Source organism: Haloferax sp. YSSS75, assembly GCF_046764215.1.
Lineage (GTDB): Archaea > Halobacteriota > Halobacteria > Halobacteriales > Haloferacaceae > Haloferax.
Genome location: NZ_CP177206.1, coordinates 2734198 through 2748916, shown reverse-complemented (window position 1 = coordinate 2748916; position 14719 = coordinate 2734198). Strand labels below are relative to the sequence as shown.

General features: G+C 63.0%; 17 protein-coding genes and 1 other RNA gene. 10 read left to right on the top strand and 8 right to left on the bottom strand.

Annotated elements, in window-relative coordinates; genetic code table 11:
- The first annotated feature begins 32 nt into the window (after window positions 1–32).
- Window positions 33–1181 carry a nicotinate phosphoribosyltransferase gene (locus tag ACK3R5_RS14415; protein WP_411967450.1) on the top strand — a complete coding sequence of 383 codons (1149 nt, stop codon included), beginning with the start codon at window positions 33–35 and terminating at the stop codon, window positions 1179–1181.
- A gap of 93 nt (window positions 1182–1274) precedes the next feature.
- Here the strand turns inward: ACK3R5_RS14415 and ACK3R5_RS14410 are convergent, their stop codons facing one another.
- A complete protein-coding gene (locus ACK3R5_RS14410) occupies window positions 1275–1877 on the bottom strand; it encodes a TIGR00296 family protein (RefSeq protein ID WP_411964762.1) in 603 nt (200 codons plus the stop codon).
- Between the two features lie 150 nt (window positions 1878–2027).
- On the opposite strand from ACK3R5_RS14410, the gene rnpB reads away from it, so the two are divergent.
- The 4 genes from rnpB to ACK3R5_RS14390 all read left to right on the top strand — a co-directional run bounded on the left by rnpB (window position 2028) and on the right by ACK3R5_RS14390 (window position 4938).
- Window positions 2028–2441: RNase P RNA component (gene rnpB, locus ACK3R5_RS14405), an RNA gene on the top strand.
- Window positions 2442–2541: 100 nt separating this feature from the next.
- Entirely contained in the window at window positions 2542–3675 is a 1134-nt protein-coding gene (locus ACK3R5_RS14400) for a matrixin (protein WP_411967449.1), read from the top strand.
- A gap of 188 nt (window positions 3676–3863) precedes the next feature.
- Window positions 3864–4514: a hypothetical protein gene (locus ACK3R5_RS14395; RefSeq protein WP_411967448.1), complete on the top strand. Its 651-nt coding sequence runs from the start codon at window positions 3864–3866 to the stop codon at window positions 4512–4514.
- 112 nt (window positions 4515–4626) lie between these two features.
- On the top strand, window positions 4627–4938 hold the full coding sequence (locus ACK3R5_RS14390; RefSeq protein ID WP_411964759.1) for a hypothetical protein: 312 nt from the start codon (window positions 4627–4629) through the stop codon (window positions 4936–4938).
- Between the two features lie 62 nt (window positions 4939–5000).
- Here the strand turns inward: ACK3R5_RS14390 and ACK3R5_RS14385 are convergent, their stop codons facing one another.
- Entirely contained in the window at window positions 5001–5297 is a 297-nt protein-coding gene (locus ACK3R5_RS14385) for a hypothetical protein (protein ID WP_411967447.1), read from the bottom strand.
- A gap of 86 nt (window positions 5298–5383) precedes the next feature.
- On the opposite strand from ACK3R5_RS14385, the gene ACK3R5_RS14380 reads away from it, so the two are divergent.
- Window positions 5384–6616, top strand: a complete 1233-nt coding sequence (locus ACK3R5_RS14380; RefSeq protein WP_411967446.1) for an MBL fold metallo-hydrolase — start codon at window positions 5384–5386, stop codon at window positions 6614–6616.
- Window positions 6617–6643: 27 nt separating this feature from the next.
- On the opposite strand, the gene ACK3R5_RS14375 is transcribed toward ACK3R5_RS14380, so the two are convergent.
- Window positions 6644–6781 carry a hypothetical protein gene (locus ACK3R5_RS14375; protein ID WP_411964756.1) on the bottom strand — a complete coding sequence of 46 codons (138 nt, stop codon included), beginning with the start codon at window positions 6779–6781 and terminating at the stop codon, window positions 6644–6646.
- Window positions 6782–7121: 340 nt separating this feature from the next.
- Here ACK3R5_RS14375 and ACK3R5_RS14370 point away from each other — a divergent pair, with 340 nt between their 5' ends.
- Complete coding sequence (locus ACK3R5_RS14370; protein WP_411967445.1) at window positions 7122–8333, top strand: hypothetical protein; 1212 nt, start codon at window positions 7122–7124, stop codon at window positions 8331–8333.
- A gap of 28 nt (window positions 8334–8361) precedes the next feature.
- Here the strand turns inward: ACK3R5_RS14370 and ACK3R5_RS14365 are convergent, their stop codons facing one another.
- The 3 genes from ACK3R5_RS14365 to ACK3R5_RS14355 all read right to left on the bottom strand — a co-directional run bounded on the left by ACK3R5_RS14365 (window position 8362) and on the right by ACK3R5_RS14355 (window position 9574).
- Window positions 8362–8748: an SHOCT domain-containing protein gene (locus ACK3R5_RS14365; protein WP_411967444.1), complete on the bottom strand. Its 387-nt coding sequence runs from the start codon at window positions 8746–8748 to the stop codon at window positions 8362–8364.
- A gap of 185 nt (window positions 8749–8933) precedes the next feature.
- Window positions 8934–9221 (bottom strand): hypothetical protein, encoded by a 288-nt coding sequence (locus ACK3R5_RS14360; RefSeq protein WP_411964753.1) that lies wholly within the window; start codon window positions 9219–9221, stop codon window positions 8934–8936.
- A 2-nt stretch (window positions 9222–9223) separates the two neighbouring features.
- Window positions 9224–9574, bottom strand: coding sequence for a helix-turn-helix domain-containing protein (locus ACK3R5_RS14355; protein ID WP_411967443.1), 351 nt, complete (start codon window positions 9572–9574; stop codon window positions 9224–9226).
- A 125-nt stretch (window positions 9575–9699) separates the two neighbouring features.
- On the opposite strand from ACK3R5_RS14355, the gene ACK3R5_RS14350 reads away from it, so the two are divergent.
- Entirely contained in the window at window positions 9700–10476 is a 777-nt protein-coding gene (locus ACK3R5_RS14350; protein ID WP_411967442.1) for a plastocyanin/azurin family copper-binding protein, read from the top strand.
- Window positions 10477–10583: 107 nt separating this feature from the next.
- Window positions 10584–12698 carry a PAS domain S-box protein gene (locus ACK3R5_RS14345; RefSeq protein ID WP_411967441.1) on the top strand — a complete coding sequence of 705 codons (2115 nt, stop codon included), beginning with the start codon at window positions 10584–10586 and terminating at the stop codon, window positions 12696–12698.
- A 43-nt stretch (window positions 12699–12741) separates the two neighbouring features.
- Here the strand turns inward: ACK3R5_RS14345 and ACK3R5_RS14340 are convergent, their stop codons facing one another.
- Window positions 12742–13017: a hypothetical protein gene (locus ACK3R5_RS14340; protein ID WP_411967440.1), complete on the bottom strand. Its 276-nt coding sequence runs from the start codon at window positions 13015–13017 to the stop codon at window positions 12742–12744.
- A gap of 64 nt (window positions 13018–13081) precedes the next feature.
- The gene (locus tag ACK3R5_RS14335) at window positions 13082–13570 is read right to left on the bottom strand and encodes an Lrp/AsnC family transcriptional regulator (protein WP_411964748.1); all 489 of its coding nucleotides are present in this window, start codon (window positions 13568–13570) and stop codon (window positions 13082–13084) included.
- Window positions 13571–13775: 205 nt separating this feature from the next.
- Between ACK3R5_RS14335 and ACK3R5_RS14330 the strand changes: the two genes are divergently transcribed.
- Window positions 13776–14714: a DMT family transporter gene (locus ACK3R5_RS14330; RefSeq protein WP_411967439.1), complete on the top strand. Its 939-nt coding sequence runs from the start codon at window positions 13776–13778 to the stop codon at window positions 14712–14714.
- Window positions 14715–14719 lie beyond the last annotated feature (5 nt).

Genomic DNA, 14719 nt, shown 5'->3' with positions numbered 1-14719 from the left:
CTTTTTCATCGGGCGGGCGGAATCCACGGGCAATGACTGAGTTCGACATCGTCGGTCCCGAGGCCATCCGCGACGGCGTCGCGACCGACGCCTACTTCCAGCGGACCGAGGACACCCTCCGGCACGCGGGAAAGAACCCACACGTCGTCGCCGAGGTGACGGCAGACCAGTTCCCCGACGGGGAGTTCGAGGTGTTCGCCGGTGTGAAAGACGCGGCGGCGCTCCTCGAAGGCCACGACGTCGATGTCGATGCGATGTTCGAGGGCCAACTGTTCGACGGTGGTCCGGTGATGCGCATCGAGGGGAACTACCTCGAATTCGCCCGACTCGAAACCTCGCTTCTCGGCTTTCTCTCGCACGCCTCTGGCTGTGCGACTGCGGCGCTCGAAGCACGAATCGCCGCACCGGAGACACCGATTTTCTCGTTCGGCGCGCGTCACGTCCACCCGTCTATCGCCGCGATGGTCGAACGAAGCGCGCTCGTCGCTGGTCTCGACGGATTCTCCCACGTAGCCGCGGGAGAGATTCTCGGCAAGGAAGCGGCGGGGACGATGCCGCACGCACTTCTCATCGCCTTCGGCCGCGGCAATCAGGCCGAGGCCTTCCGCGCGTTCGACGAGGCGGTACCGGAAGACGTGCCGCGAGTCGCACTCTGTGACACCTACGGCGACGAAACCGAAGAAGTCCTCCGCGCCGTCGAGACGCTCGGCGACGACCTAGACAGCGTTCGCCTCGACACCACCTCCTCACGTCGCGGTAACTTCCGTCACATCGTCCGCGAAGTGCGCTGGGAACTCGACGCTCGCGGCCACGAGGACGTGGGTATCTTCGTCAGTGGTGGCCTCGGCCCCGCCGAACTCCGAGAACTCCGCGACGTGGTCGATGGGTTCGGCGTCGGCGGTTACATCTCGAACGCCAACCCGGTAGACTTCGCGCTCGACATCGTCGAAGTCGCCGGCGAACCGGCGGCCAAACGCGGGAAACTCTCCGGCGTCAAGGAAGTCTACAGAACGCCCGACGGTGGCCACCACGTCGGTCTGCGGGGGCGACCCGGTCCGACGGACGGCGATTCGTTGCTGAAGCCACTCATCCGCGACGGCGAACTCGTCCGCGAGTTCGACCTGGACGCGGCGACGCGGCGGACCAGCGAAGACGTCGAACGCGTCGGGCTCGACGACTAGCCGCGGTCCGCGACTTCTGTTCTTCTGTCGCCACGCTTTCGAGAGATTGGTCTCTCGCTTCCCGAATCCCGCGTAGAACGGACGTGGCCGAGGTTAGAGTGCTTCGACGCTGCCGCCGTCCTCTCGCTCGCGGAAGACTTGCCCCTCGAAGAGCGTAATCATCGTATCGTCGTCTTGCCACGCGAGCGGAGAGAGCCCGGACTTCCGACAGGCGTTCGTGAGGAACTCTTCTTTCGACCAGCCAAGCTCGAGTGGGAGCGTCGGATACATCCACCCGTGTGTGCCACCAGCGTCGATGGCGATGCCGTGTTTTCCGAGCTCCAAGTCTGCGACTGGGTCGTTAGTAAGCGTGTAACTGTTGACGATGCAGACTGAAATGTTGAGGCTCGGTAACTCCGGTGCTTCGATTTCCGTCTGACACGAGTCGCCGGACGACGCCTTGATGGCGGCGTCGACGATTGCGTGTCCAAGCTGGTCTTTCCCTCGATAGGCCCCTGCACAACCCCGGAGCCGGCCACGACCACGCGTCGATTTGATACGGACGAACGCCCCCGTTCGTGCGTAAAACGCGTCTCGCATACTGCCCGGTTGTTCTCGTTGCCCGTGAAGAACGTACGATTCGACCGATTCCCGCGCCAGTTCGACCGCCCGCGCCCCATCCTCGTAGGTGAGGTGTACGGTCTGCGCCTCGGACATACTACTATTCAAGGGCTCTGCTGACTTCAACGCTTCCCTCGATTGTTAATCAGTTGTTACGTCGATTAATTACCCCATAAAACGGCGGGTCGGGGACTTCTACCTCCCCCAATCGAACCGCTTATCCGGGGGACGGGACTAGAATAACTCGGCAGAGAGAGCCCAGTTCCCGTGCCCGTAGACGGGCATGAGGAAAGTCCCCCCACCGTCTGGACAGGTGACCGGGCGCAAGCCCGGAGTCGGAGACGGCTGGCTCTGGAACAGAAACGACACCCCTCGACCCGACCGATGAGGCGCGGTGGCGGCCACTGGTCGTCGCCGGTGTGACCGAGGCAACTCGGTCGCACGCGAACCGACCCGTAAGGGAAGGGAGATAACCCGCGAAGGGAAGACGGTCGAGAACGGATGGAACGGTGAATCCTCACCGGTGCAAGTCCGCGCCGTAAAGGTAGTCCGGACGGCGCGTCGGGTTCGCCCGTCGTGCCCTCGGGGTTCGCCCCGAGAAGGACGCGGACGCTTAGCCGAATGCTGGGACGAACAGAAGGGGGCTTACTCCTCTCAGCCGATTTCGAACCCCCGAGCGACGGCACTGTCCGTCGTCTCGCTCGCGGGAACGTCGCCCCGTGGACAAACATTCTTGCCGGTTCGACTCTCCGGTTCCTGTATGCGTGGTCTCGCTGTCGTCCTCGTCCTCCTCGTCACACTCGCGGGGTGTACCGCACCGGTCGTCCCCGGTGACGAACCAGCAGTCACGACTGTGACGGAGACGCCACCCACGGACACGCCCGCGACGACGACAGCACCGTCTTCGACGACCCAGGAGACGACGACACGAACCGACGACACGACGACGAGGCAGGAGACGACAGCAACGTCGCCGACACGAGCGCAGACGACGACGTACCCGCCCGCGTCGGGGTACGGCCCGTGGGGGTCTGACCCCGTCGTCGTCGCCGTCGAGGCACCAAACGACGGACGGGACTACGAGTCACTCGTCCGTGAGGCGACGGTGTTCTGGGAGCAGAACGACGCTCGGTATCTCGGCTACGAAGTCGAATACGCGGTGGACGCGGACGCTCGCAACCCGGACATGGTTCTCCGGTTTTCGGAGACGATTCCGGAGTGCAGCGGGCAGGCCGACGCCGCCGGGTGTGCGCCGTACATCACGGACAGACGCCAGATAGACCGCCCAGAGACGGTCTACGTCAAGACCGGATTCGGTGACGATTCGACCGTCGAAATCATCGAACACGAGTTGGGACACACGCTCGGTCTGGCCCACGGTGACGAACCGGAGTCGCTGATGAACGCGACGGGCATCCTCTACACGCTCCCGCGGACGAACGCCACGGAGAAGGCGTTCCCGTGGGACGACCCGAACTTCACAGTCTACGTCGACGACACCGAGGCGAACGACCCTGAGGGGGCACGTGACCAGATTCGACACGCTTTCGACTACTACGCCGAGGGCGCCCCGGGGATGCCCGACAACCTCACCTTCACGTACGTCGACGACCCCGAGGCGGCCGATATTCGCGTCTCCTTCGCCGAGGAGTCACCGTGCGGTGCGGGTGCTGCGTCGTGCGGGTCCGTCGGTGGGTACGACCCCGACGGCGACGGCGCGGTAGAGACGTACGACCGGGCTCGAATCGTCCTCGTGGACCTCGACACGGACGCCGTCGGTTGGCACGTCGGCTACTGGATGGCGGAATATCTCGGTGCCGAAGACGAGGCCGACAAACCCGAACCCTTCCGAGATGCGACGTACTCGGAGCAACGAAGCGAGTGGTGGACGTAGCCTCCTCGCGTTCGACATCCTCGCTTCGTCTCCGTCTCTGTCTCCGCCCCCGCCTTCGTCTCTCGTCCGACGTCGTCGGTGCCGCGAACGAGCGTCTCCACGTCCGGAGGCGGCGTGAGGCCTCGAATTGAAATACCGGCAGGGTGAACTATGTGACCGTGTCTCAGTCGAGGACTCGGTCTCCCCCGTTGACCGTCGTCTCGTGGTCGAGTGACGACAATGGGGGACTCGGTGACGTTCTCCACCACGACGCAACCGCGCTCGTCGGTGGAACCATCCTCGTCGCAGGCGTTCTCGTCGGCCTCGCCACCATCGGTGCGAGTCGAATCGGCGACTACAGGCTCGTCGCGTTCGTCGCCCTCGCGCTCTTCTTCGGTGGACCGTTCTTGCTCGTCGTCATCGCGGCGGTGGCCGCGGGCGGGTCGCTCCGTGAGAACTTCCCGACTGTCGAGCGGATTCGCCTCCGGCCGTTCGTCCTCGCCAGTCTGGTCGGCGTCGTCGCAGTCTTCCTCGCGGTTCAGTACCCGCCGCTCCTCGTCGGCTATCTCGTGGTCGGTGTCGCCGGAGTGGCCGTCGTCTCGACGCTCCGAACGACAGGGTCCGTCGACGTCGAGGCCGGAACGCTTCGCGTCTCGACGCCGAGCGGTGACGAGACGCGCTTCGACCTCTCTGACCTCCGTTCCGTGTCGACACACCGAGTCGGCGACGTCGTCGTTCTCCGACTCCGGTTCGTCGGGAGTCGTGGTGTCTTCGGGTCGTCGTTCGTCTCGGTTCCTGCCGACCGCTCCGCAGACGTTCGTCGTGCCATCGAGGCAGTCGCCGACCGGACGCCAGAGTAGCCCCACTTAGTCGGCCGAACCGGGCCGTCTCGTCGCCGTTCGCGTGCTACAGGCAGGATTCGAGATACATCTGGCCGAGCCATTCTTTGGGACTGGACACGTAACACGAGTTGTGATACCCACCGACAGGCACGGCAACTACCACCCCTCGTTCGACGAGGAAGCGTTCTGCGACGCACTCGCCGAGTTCGGCGGAACCCCCGGAGAGCGTCGCGTCGTCGCCCGACAGGCCCGGGACCTCGCCGACTCGGGACAGGCCGAAGCAGACCGGGACGCGGCCCTCACAGTCGACGAAATCATCCGCAACCTCAGGGACGCGCCCGAGGGTGGCCCGGCGACACGCTGGAACTGGTGGCTCGGGGCGCTCGAAGCTGCCTACGGAAGTTACCGCGAGTTCCAGGTCCGCCGCGTCCCCGAACCGTGATTCACTGCCGGTCGTTTTTCTGCCGTCGTCACGGGCGTCTGTGACGGTGATTCGGTGTCGTCTCAGTCCCGCGCGTCGAGTACCGTGAGTGCGTCATCCAGCGCCGCACGTGCCGCTTCTACGTGCGCGTCGGCGTCGGCGTCTTCGGTCCCGTCGACGTGTTCGAGGAGGTGTTCGACGTGGCCGAGTCGCGTCCGAACGACGCCGTCCGGCGGGAGTGGCCCCGAAGTGAGGTCGGACGCGACGGCCTCAGCTTCACCGAGCCATCTGCTCGCGTCTTCCTCGACGGGTCGTGTCGCCGTCGCGGCGAGGCGTTCGGCGAGAGTTTCGACGAGCGACTGGAGGTCCGACTCTTCCATGTTCGTCGGGTGGTGACGAAGTCGGAAAAACTGTCGTGCTGGGCGGACCGACGGGCAAAAGCCCCTCCAGTCGGTACGGACCAGCAATGAACCTCCAGTTCCTCGGCGGGGCCGGGGAAGTCGGGCGCAGCGCGATACTCGTCAACGACTCGCTGCTCCTCGACTACGGGATGTTGACCGGGAACCCACCACAGTTCCCCGTCGGGTCCGTCGACCCCGACGCAGTCGTCGTCTCCCACGGCCACCTCGACCACGTCGGGACGGTCCCCTCGCTCCTCTCCGGTTCCGACTGGCCGGCAGTCCACTGGACGCCGCCGACCTACGAACTCGCCTTGACGCTCGCGCGCGACACGCTCAAACTCCACGGTGGAACCTACGACTGCCCGTTTACGGAGACGCACATCCGGCGGATGACCCAGCAGTCCGAACCACACGGCTACGGCGAGACGTTCGAAGCGGCCGGTCACAAAGTCACGTTCTACAACGCCGGTCACATCCCCGGCAGTGCTCACGTCCTCGTCGACGACGGCGAGACGCGACTGCTCTACACCGCCGACTTCCACACCGACGACCAGCGACTGGTCAGCGGCACCACCGACCGACCCGACGCGGACGTCGTCATCTGTGAATCGACGTACTCCGACGTCGAACACGAAGAGCGAGCGGCCGTCGAAGAACGATTCGTCGAATCCGTTCGGACGACCATCTGGCAGGGTGGCACCGTCGTCGTCCCCGCGTTCGCCATCGGTCGAACACAGGAGATACTGATGGTCCTCGACGCGCACGACATCGACTGCTACGTCGACGGGATGGGGACGCGGGTGCTCGAGATGCTCCGCAACTACCCCGACTATCTCCGTGACCCGGCGGCGCTCAAGCGGGCGAAGTCGAACGCCAGAATCGTCTCCGGACGCGACGGTCAACGGCGGCGCATCGCCCGCCAGAACACCGTCATCGTCACGACGAGTGGGATGCTCTCGGGCGGACCCGCGATGACGTACATCCCCGAGATTCGCCAGGACCCGACGAACAAAATCTGTCTCACCGGCTATCAGGTCGAAGGGACGCCGGGTCGGGAACTGGTCGAACGCGGGCGGTGCGAACTCAACGGCGGTGTCGTCCCCGTCGCCTCCCGCGCCGAGATGTACGACTTCTCTGCCCACGCGGACGAACACGGCCTCCGTTCGTTCCTCGCGGACTATCGCGAGACGCCCGTCTTCGTCAATCACGGGGACCGCTGTCCGGCGTTCGCAGAGGAACTCCGGGCCGACGGTTACGAGGCAACAGCACCCGAAGTCGGCGCTGTCGTCGAGGTTTGAGCGGGACGGCCGAAAACCAGTGTCTGTCTACTCCGCGTCGTCTTCTGTGGGGTCGTGAAGCGACCGACTCGCCGCGACACAGGCAGAGACGCGGAGTCGCGTTCGCTGTGGACGGAAGCGCTTGAATAACGCCACGGGGCCGCTCGCGTGCGACTCTGAGCTCATACTTTTAGGTTGACCTAAAGAAACAAATCCGTTTCGGTCGAAATCGTCCGGTGAGAACCCCGTCTGTCCGCGCCGACGGGTGGAAGTGTGCGCAGTGGTGGGGTTCGTCTCCGCGTGTGTGCGCCGTATGCGCCTCGCTCGGTGACTGTTCTGGGTTGTCGAAATTCGTCTACTCGAAATGGTATAGTCTGCTACTAATCTCGTCAACCATTCTATAACTATCCACCGTCCCAGCGTCTGTTCTGTCAACTCGCTAAAACCAGTTGAAACCGCAAAAAATCACTCAAAACGGCAGTTTCCGTGACCGCCAGCTTCGACAGCGCTCCCGCCTACACACCCGATGGTACCTCTCCGCCTCATCGTCGTCGTCAGCCTCCTGGCTCTCCCAGTCTCGGCCAGTGCGACGGTCGCATTTTCGCCGGTCGCAGTCGTCTCGGGAGGCATCGACGTCGGTTCGAATCCGACTGCGGAGAACCTCGCGCCCGAGGTGACAGAGACGCCCGGGCCCGCGGACTACGACGTCTACGCTACTGAGACGACGGACACTGGTGACCAGTCACCGTTCTCGCAGGACCCCGCGTGGTCGGATACGGACGACGATGGCCTCGACGACAGGTTGGAGGCCTCTGTCGGAACCGCCCCGACACGTCAAGACACCGACCGAGATGGCCTCGACGACTGGGACGAAGTCGTCCGGTACGACACGGACCCACTCGACAGCGACACCGACGACGATGGCTTCTTCGACGGCACCGAACACCGACTCGGCCTGCGACCGACCGTTCCCGACGTGGGCTACTCACCAGATACCGATGGTGACGGCCTCTCGGACAGCATCGAACGCCGAATCGGAACCGACCCGCTTCGCACGGATACCGACGGCGACAACCTCTCTGACGGCGTCGAAGTGTACGGGTCACCCCGGACGTTCCCCGGTGCCGACCCGCTTCGGAAGGACCTCTACTTCGAAGTCGACGCCTACCACACGGCCACGGTCAACCGCACCGCACTGGACAACACCGCCGCGTTCTTCGCGACTGCGCCGGTCGAGAACCCCGACGGTTCGACCGGATTCTCGGTGCACTTCGTCGTCGACGAGACGAATCTGAAGACGCTTCCAGTTGCCAACGTCAGCCACCCCGACACCGTCGTCGCGGACTTCGACAACGCGGGGCGTGGCTACCAGTACATCTTCGTCACCGAGGCTGTCTTCATCGAGAATCGCCGCGTTCGCGCGTCGGCCAACGTGGGGCGAATCGCCATCGACGGCGACGACCAGACCGACCGGCTATACGTCCACGAAATCGGTCACCTGCTCGGTGTACACGGAAGCGACAGTCCCGGCGTAGACTCCTACGAAGCGTCCGCCGAGGAGTATCCGAGCATCATGTCCTACGAGTATCTCAACTCTGAGCGGACGATTCGAATGGCGGCAGGTACCGAGTCGGAGAAGTCGAACGACGACTGGGACGACATCCGACGGCGATTCGTCCGGTGGGTAGACACGAGCAATCTCGATTCGCCCGGTCACCGGCAGGGAACCGTTGGCTGACAGCGGGCGTCAGTTACTGTCTCGGGCGTCAGTTTCCGTCTCGTTCGAGTCGCGCACGCCGTCTGTCGAACTCCTCGTCGTCGATGTCGCCACGGGCGTACGACCGGCGAAGTTCGGCGAGGGCGCTGTCGTCGCTCTCCCTATCGGTCAGCGCACGGAAGAGCAAGAGGCCGCCACCGACGAGCACGGTGAGCACGAGCAGTTGGCCGACGAGGCCCATGCCCCACATCCACCACGGGACGGACCCGCCGGTGCCTCCGTGCATCCACGTGTCGTGCATCCACCCGCCGCCCCACCCCATCGGCCCGCCCCCGAAGACGCCGGCCATCCCGACGAGTACGGGGAGGACGAACAGGGCGGCGAGCGCGAGCAGTACGATACCGACGAGTCGTGTCGAGTCGCGTGTCGTCGTCATAATTGGAATCTTGAGTGGCACTCCGCTGTCCACGTATCTACGTACGCTATCAAGGTTTACGTCCCTTATCGTTCAGCCACTCGTGTTAGTTCACTGCGTCTGCTTTCGAATCTAAGGATATCATGACTGTAAAATTTGGAATCGAGTGCTCCGTCCACATTCGTGGCGGGTCCACTGCGCGTCGGTCACGAATCGTCACCGCTGTGTCGTAAGCCGTACAGGGAGTAGAGAACCGAGAGCATGCCGAGCGCGACGATACTCGTCTGAATGGTCCCGGCCTGAAAGAGCGACAACCCGACGACTTCGAAGAGGACGCCCTCGATGACCGCACCGAAACTGATGAACAGAAACCCGATGGCGACGAAGAGCATCGGTTTGCTGTCGTACTCGGTGTACCCCTTGTACGCCTGATAGGCGATGAGGAACCCGAGTGCCATCGTGACGATTTTCGCGACGACGAGTTCAATGTGCACGCTTACTGCCTCCTGATGTCGCCCCAGATGCGCGTGAACCGCTCTGCGGCCGACTCGTCGTAGTCCATCTCGATGCGGAGTTCGCCGTCAGCCACCACCATGTCGAGGTGTGTGAGTTTCGCCTTGTAGACACTGTGGTGACTCCCGTCGGCGACGAGTTCCGTCTGCTCTTCGAGGAGGCGATGGTCCACCATCTCGTCCAGTCGTCGGTATATCGTCGACTGGGCGACGCCGAATTCGTCGCTGAGTTCTTTGACCGATTGTGGACGCCGACTCGTGGCGACGAGAATCGACCGAACGTACTCGTCCCCGAGCAATTCGAGCAGTTCGTCCGGGTCTGGAGCACCTGACACACGTTTCTCACTCGGAGATGCCTCGTGTTGATACTTAAAGCCTCGTCAGATTTGCCGACTCGGCAAAACAGCAGTCCTTCATTACCGCGTTCGGTTCGAACTACCACCTGTTGGGTGACCTACCTATGAACGACTCACTAACTCGGCGGAACGTCCTGAAGGCGACTGGTGGCCTCGCAGTGCTCGGACTCGCAGGGTGTACGGGCAGTGCGGCCCCAGAAGCAGGAAACCAGATATCGCACGACGAGAAGACGACCGAGAGCGGTGGTGGTCACGAACACGCCGGGGGAACGATTGGTGAACCTGCCGAACACGTGACGGTCACCATGCTGACCGAAGACGACGGCTACCACTTCCACCCACACGTCGTCCACGTGAAAGAGGGCGGGACGGTCACATTCGAACTCGAAAGCGGGACCCACACGGCGACTGCGTACCACCCGGACAACGACGCTCCGCGCCGCGTCCCAGAGGGAACCGAAGCGTGGGACAGTGGAGTCCTCTCCGAGAGTGGTGCGACGTACGAAGTCACGCTCGACAAAGCCGGTGTCTACGACTACTACTGTGTTCCTCACGAGTCAGTCGGGATGATGGGGAGCATCGTCGTCGGCGACCCACCACTCGATGGTCCGGGGATGTCGGAACCGTCGGACGACATCCCTGAGGATGCCCACGCCAAGGTGACCGAACTCAACGAGATGGTCGAGACGGGCCTCAGCGGCCACGACGACGGCGGCCACGACGACGGCGGACACGATGACGGCGGCCACGACGATGACGGTGGCCACGACGACGATGGCGGACACGATGACGGCGGCCACGACGATGACGGTGGCCACGACGATGACGGTGGCCACGACGACGAGGGCGGCCACGACGACGAGGGCGGCCACGACGAATAACCTCAGTCGGCCTCGCTACCCCGTTTTCTGTCGTTCCGTCTGTGAGACATGTTTTCCTTCTATTAGTTCACCGCTTCATACTTTACCCCCGGTAGCGTCTCCCCGGTATGCCCGGCAGAGTAAACCTCCTCGTCGTCGACGGGGACGAACTCGTACGCGAGCGAGTGGCGGGCTCCCTCCCCGAGACTGTCGGTGACGAGACGCTGGCAGTGTCCGTCGAGACTGCAGACAGTCTCGAAGCGGCACGCTCCGAACTCGAACGGTCACGAGTGGACTGCCTCGTGGTCTCGACGAAGATGACCGACGACGACGGAACACCGCTCACCGTTTCGTTGCGGAGTGAGGGCGTCCCGCTCGTCTCGTTCGAGCGGTCGACGCCATCGGACGCCGACCTCGAAAATCTCGGACAGGTCGTCGCCGACGCCGTCGAAAACACCACGGGGTCGCTCGACCACCGCGCACTCTTCGAGGCGGTGGACGTCGGTCTGGCAGTGCGTGACCTCGATACGCTCGAACTCGTCGACATCAATCGACGCTATCTCGACATCCTCGGTACCGACCGGGACACTGTCCTCACGACGGCCCCCGTGGAACTCACCGCAGACGTGCCGGGATACACGGCCGAACAGACCCGAACCGAAGTGCAAGAGGCACTCGAAACCGGAAACAACGTCTTTCTCTGGCCAATCGAACGGGCGGACGGCACCGTCGTGTGGGTGCGGGTGAGTCTCTCCATCGCGGAACTCTCCGGTCGTCGTCACCTCGTCTCGACGGTCGAAGACGTGACCGAAGAGCGAGAGCGAGAACAGGAACTCGAGGCGTTCAAGAGTGCCGTCGACAACGTCGACGCCGGTATCGCACTCACCGAAGACGGCACGCACGTCTACATGAACGACACTGGTGCTCGCATCTGCGGCTATCCAGACGGCGAGTCGATGCTCGGTGTCCCGTGGACCGACCTCCACGACGAAGCGGAGGCTAGTCGGATTCACGGCGAAGTCGCCGACGCGTTCGCATCGACCGGCCGATGGCAGGGTGAAGCGACGATTCGGCGGCCCGACGGTGAGGCCGTTCCGATTCGCCTCTCTCTCACGTCGTTGTCCGAGGAGCGAACCGTCGTGGTGTTTCAGGACCTCTCCGAACAGAAAGAACGCGAGCGTGAACTCGAACGCAGTCGTGACTTCCTCGACCGGACACAGCGCATCGCGAGAGTCGGCGGGTGGGAACTCGACTTGAGAGACGGCACGCTGGAGTGGACCGACCAGACGAAACGCATCCACGACGTGCCACTCGACTACGAACCGTCGCTCGACGACGCACTCGGATTCTACCCGGCGGACGACCGCAAGAAGGTTCGAACGCTGGTCGAGCGCTGTCGCAACGAGGGTGTCGCGTGGGAAGACGACTTCCGTATCGTGACTGCCAGTGGAGCAGAACGGTGGGTCCGGACGCGCGGTGAACCAGTCATCAGAGACAGTCGAGTCACCGCACTCCGAGGGACGATTCAGGACGTCACCGTCCGTCGCTCACGCGAACGAGAGTTGGAACGGACGAACGCCGAGTTAGAGGCACTCAACCGCATCATCCGCCACGACATCAGAAACGACATGTCTGTCATCGTCGGGTGGGCGGAGTTGCTGGACGACCACGTCGACGACGAGGGCCACGAGATTCTCTCGCGAGTGCTCCACACCGGCAGACACACCATCGAGATAACCGAAGTCGCTCGTGACCTCATCGAGACGATGAGTGGCGATACGGTCGAGACACACCCGCTTTCGCTCCCCGGCACTATCGAACGCGAACTCACGGTTCGACGCGAGGCGTTTCCAAGGGCGACGTTCGACGTCGACGGCGAGATTCCCGACGTCGCAGTTCGGGCGAACCCGCTTCTCGCGTCGGTGTTCGGGAACCTGTTCGGAAACGCCATCAAACACAACGACGACGAGACGACGGTCACAGTCTCGGCGCGCGTCGAACGCCGTGAGACGGACCACGACGTCGCCGTCGTCCGTATCGCCGACGACGGTGTCGGTATCCCCGACACCAGGAAAGCGGTGGTCTTCGGAAAAGGCGAGAAAGGACTGGACAGTTCGGGAACCGGGTTGGGCCTCTACTTCGTCAACAAACTCGTCGATTCGTACGGTGGCGACGTGTGGATAGAAGATAACGAACCCACCGGAACCGTCGTCGTCCTCGAACTTCCGGTGGCGTCGGCGTAACCGAGCAGACGAGCGATTCGACACGGACCCGGGTCTGGTCCCGTCACACGGTATCGGTCGGGTCGTGCGTCTCGGCCATCTCCCGTGCGGCGGCAGCGTACATCTCCCGCGTCTCGTCGTCGGTGACACGGCCCAACTCGGATTCGGGGATGTCGATTGCGGCGTACGTGTCGCGGGTATCCGACTCGAAACTCGTCAGCGACCGCTCTTTCCGGTGGTAGCGCGTGCCGTCGGGAGTCGCGTAGACCAGGATGATGATGTTCTGTTCGTCGTCAGAGTAGGTCCGTTCGACCAGCCACGCTCGCACAGTTTCGGACATACCGGAGAGACGGGCCAGACGAACGTAAGATGTCGGTCGAAATTCAGGTTCGCAGGCCGTCGCTTCAGTCGTCGATACCCAACTCGTCTAAGAGCGTGTCGAGGGTGTAACTCTGGAGTGCTCGGTGACTGTCGCGCATGGTCGAGATGACGAACGTCGAGTTCGTTCGTTCGACTTCGGGGATGGCCTCGAAGTCGTTGATGAGGCGCTCGACGCGGTCGGAGTTGGCGAGTTGAGCGACGACGATGAAGTCGGTTTCGCCCATCGTGAAGTACAACTGTGTGACGCCTTCTATCTCGAGCAGTTGGTTGCCGACCTCTTCGTACGGACCACTGTAGTCGGCCAACACCTCGACGACGACGGTGACGCCGAGTCCGAACGATTCGAGGTCGATATCGTAGAGGTCGTTCTCGATGACGCCGTCGTCTTTCAGGTTGTTCAACCGATAGTGAATCGTCGACACCGGGATACCGGTCTCTTCGTGTAACTTCTCGGGGCTTCCCGTACCGAGGTCCGCGATGGCCTTCAGGAGGCGCACGTCGCGTTCGTCCATACGTACACAGCGCATGGGACAGAACGTAAGTCTGTATGCTGGCCGCCGTATTCGCCCGTTCGTCCGTCCAACACGGAATTTCAGTTTTTGTTTGAAATTTAGCGTAGCAAACTGAATATTACTAAATGAAAAATCCAACCAAATAGAAATCTCTTGTAGAAGGACTTAACAACTCTCACCTCTGACGATTGGAGCACATTCGACCATGACGCACGTAACTTGGAGAAAGCTCCCGACGACCCCCCTGATGTTCGTCGTCCTCGCGGTGATGTGGGGGACCTCGTTCGTCGCCATCGAGGTTGGTCTGGAGTTCTTCCCGACACTGACGTTCGCGGCGATACGCTACGAGGCCGCTGGCCTCCTGATGCTGGCGTACGCCGTCTACTCTACGGACCGCTGGCGACCGGAGACCAGAGACGAACTGCTCGCGACGGCAATCGGTGCGGTGTTCATCATCGCCGCCTACCACGGTCTGCTCTACCTCGGGCAGACCTACGTCCCCGGTGCCATCGCGTCGATAATCATCAGCCTCTCGCCCATCTTGACCGCCGTCTTCGCCTCGAGTATTCTGTCTTCAGACTCGCTCGGGAAGTCGGGCGTCTTCGGACTCCTCGCCGGGTTCACCGGCGTCGTCCTCGTTGCCGACCCCGGTACCGGTATCCTCCAGTCGGCACAGGGCCTCGGTATCGTCCTCATCTTCCTCGGTGCGATATCTTTCGCCCTCGGGTCGGTCCTCACCCGTCCGCTCCGCACGGATTTACCCGTCCAGTCGATGCAGGCGTGGACCATGTTCGGCGGCGGCGTCGTCCTCCACCTCTGGGGACTGGCGCGCGGCGAATCCATCGCCGCCATCGAGTGGGCACCGCTCGGTATCGTGTCGTTCCTCTATCTGACGCTCGTCTCCGGCGCAGTCGCGTTCATGCTCTACTTCGAACTGCTCGACCGTCTCGGGCCGACGGAACTCAACCTCATCGGCTACGTCGAACCCGTGGTCGCAGCACTCATGAGTTGGGTGCTCCTCGGCCACGCCATCGAGACGTCGGCGCTCGTCGGATTCGGCGCTATCTTCGTCGGATTCGCCGCGATGAAAAAGGACGCACTCGTCGGCGTCGCCACCACGGTTCGGCGGCGAATCGCGGCCTGACTCCT

Excerpts from the sequence above, each read along its gene's own strand:
- ACK3R5_RS14415 (WP_411967450.1), top strand. The coding sequence starts at position 33 with ATGACTGAGTTCGACATCGTCGGTCCCGAGGCCATCCGCGACGGCGTC.
- ACK3R5_RS14410 (WP_411964762.1), bottom strand. The coding sequence starts at position 1,877 with ATGTCCGAGGCGCAGACCGTACACCTCACCTACGAGGATGGGGCGCGG.
- ACK3R5_RS14400 (WP_411967449.1), top strand. The coding sequence starts at position 2,542 with ATGCGTGGTCTCGCTGTCGTCCTCGTCCTCCTCGTCACACTCGCGGGG.
- ACK3R5_RS14385 (WP_411967447.1), bottom strand. The coding sequence starts at position 5,297 with ATGGAAGAGTCGGACCTCCAGTCGCTCGTCGAAACTCTCGCCGAACGC.
- ACK3R5_RS14380 (WP_411967446.1), top strand. The coding sequence starts at position 5,384 with ATGAACCTCCAGTTCCTCGGCGGGGCCGGGGAAGTCGGGCGCAGCGCG.
- ACK3R5_RS14375 (WP_411964756.1), bottom strand. The coding sequence starts at position 6,781 with ATGAGCTCAGAGTCGCACGCGAGCGGCCCCGTGGCGTTATTCAAGCGC.
- ACK3R5_RS14370 (WP_411967445.1), top strand. The coding sequence starts at position 7,122 with ATGGTACCTCTCCGCCTCATCGTCGTCGTCAGCCTCCTGGCTCTCCCA.
- ACK3R5_RS14365 (WP_411967444.1), bottom strand. The coding sequence starts at position 8,748 with ATGACGACGACACGCGACTCGACACGACTCGTCGGTATCGTACTGCTC.
- ACK3R5_RS14350 (WP_411967442.1), top strand. The coding sequence starts at position 9,700 with ATGAACGACTCACTAACTCGGCGGAACGTCCTGAAGGCGACTGGTGGC.
- ACK3R5_RS14345 (WP_411967441.1), top strand. The coding sequence starts at position 10,584 with ATGCCCGGCAGAGTAAACCTCCTCGTCGTCGACGGGGACGAACTCGTA.
- ACK3R5_RS14340 (WP_411967440.1), bottom strand. The coding sequence starts at position 13,017 with ATGTCCGAAACTGTGCGAGCGTGGCTGGTCGAACGGACCTACTCTGAC.
- ACK3R5_RS14335 (WP_411964748.1), bottom strand. The coding sequence starts at position 13,570 with ATGGACGAACGCGACGTGCGCCTCCTGAAGGCCATCGCGGACCTCGGT.
- ACK3R5_RS14330 (WP_411967439.1), top strand. The coding sequence starts at position 13,776 with ATGACGCACGTAACTTGGAGAAAGCTCCCGACGACCCCCCTGATGTTC.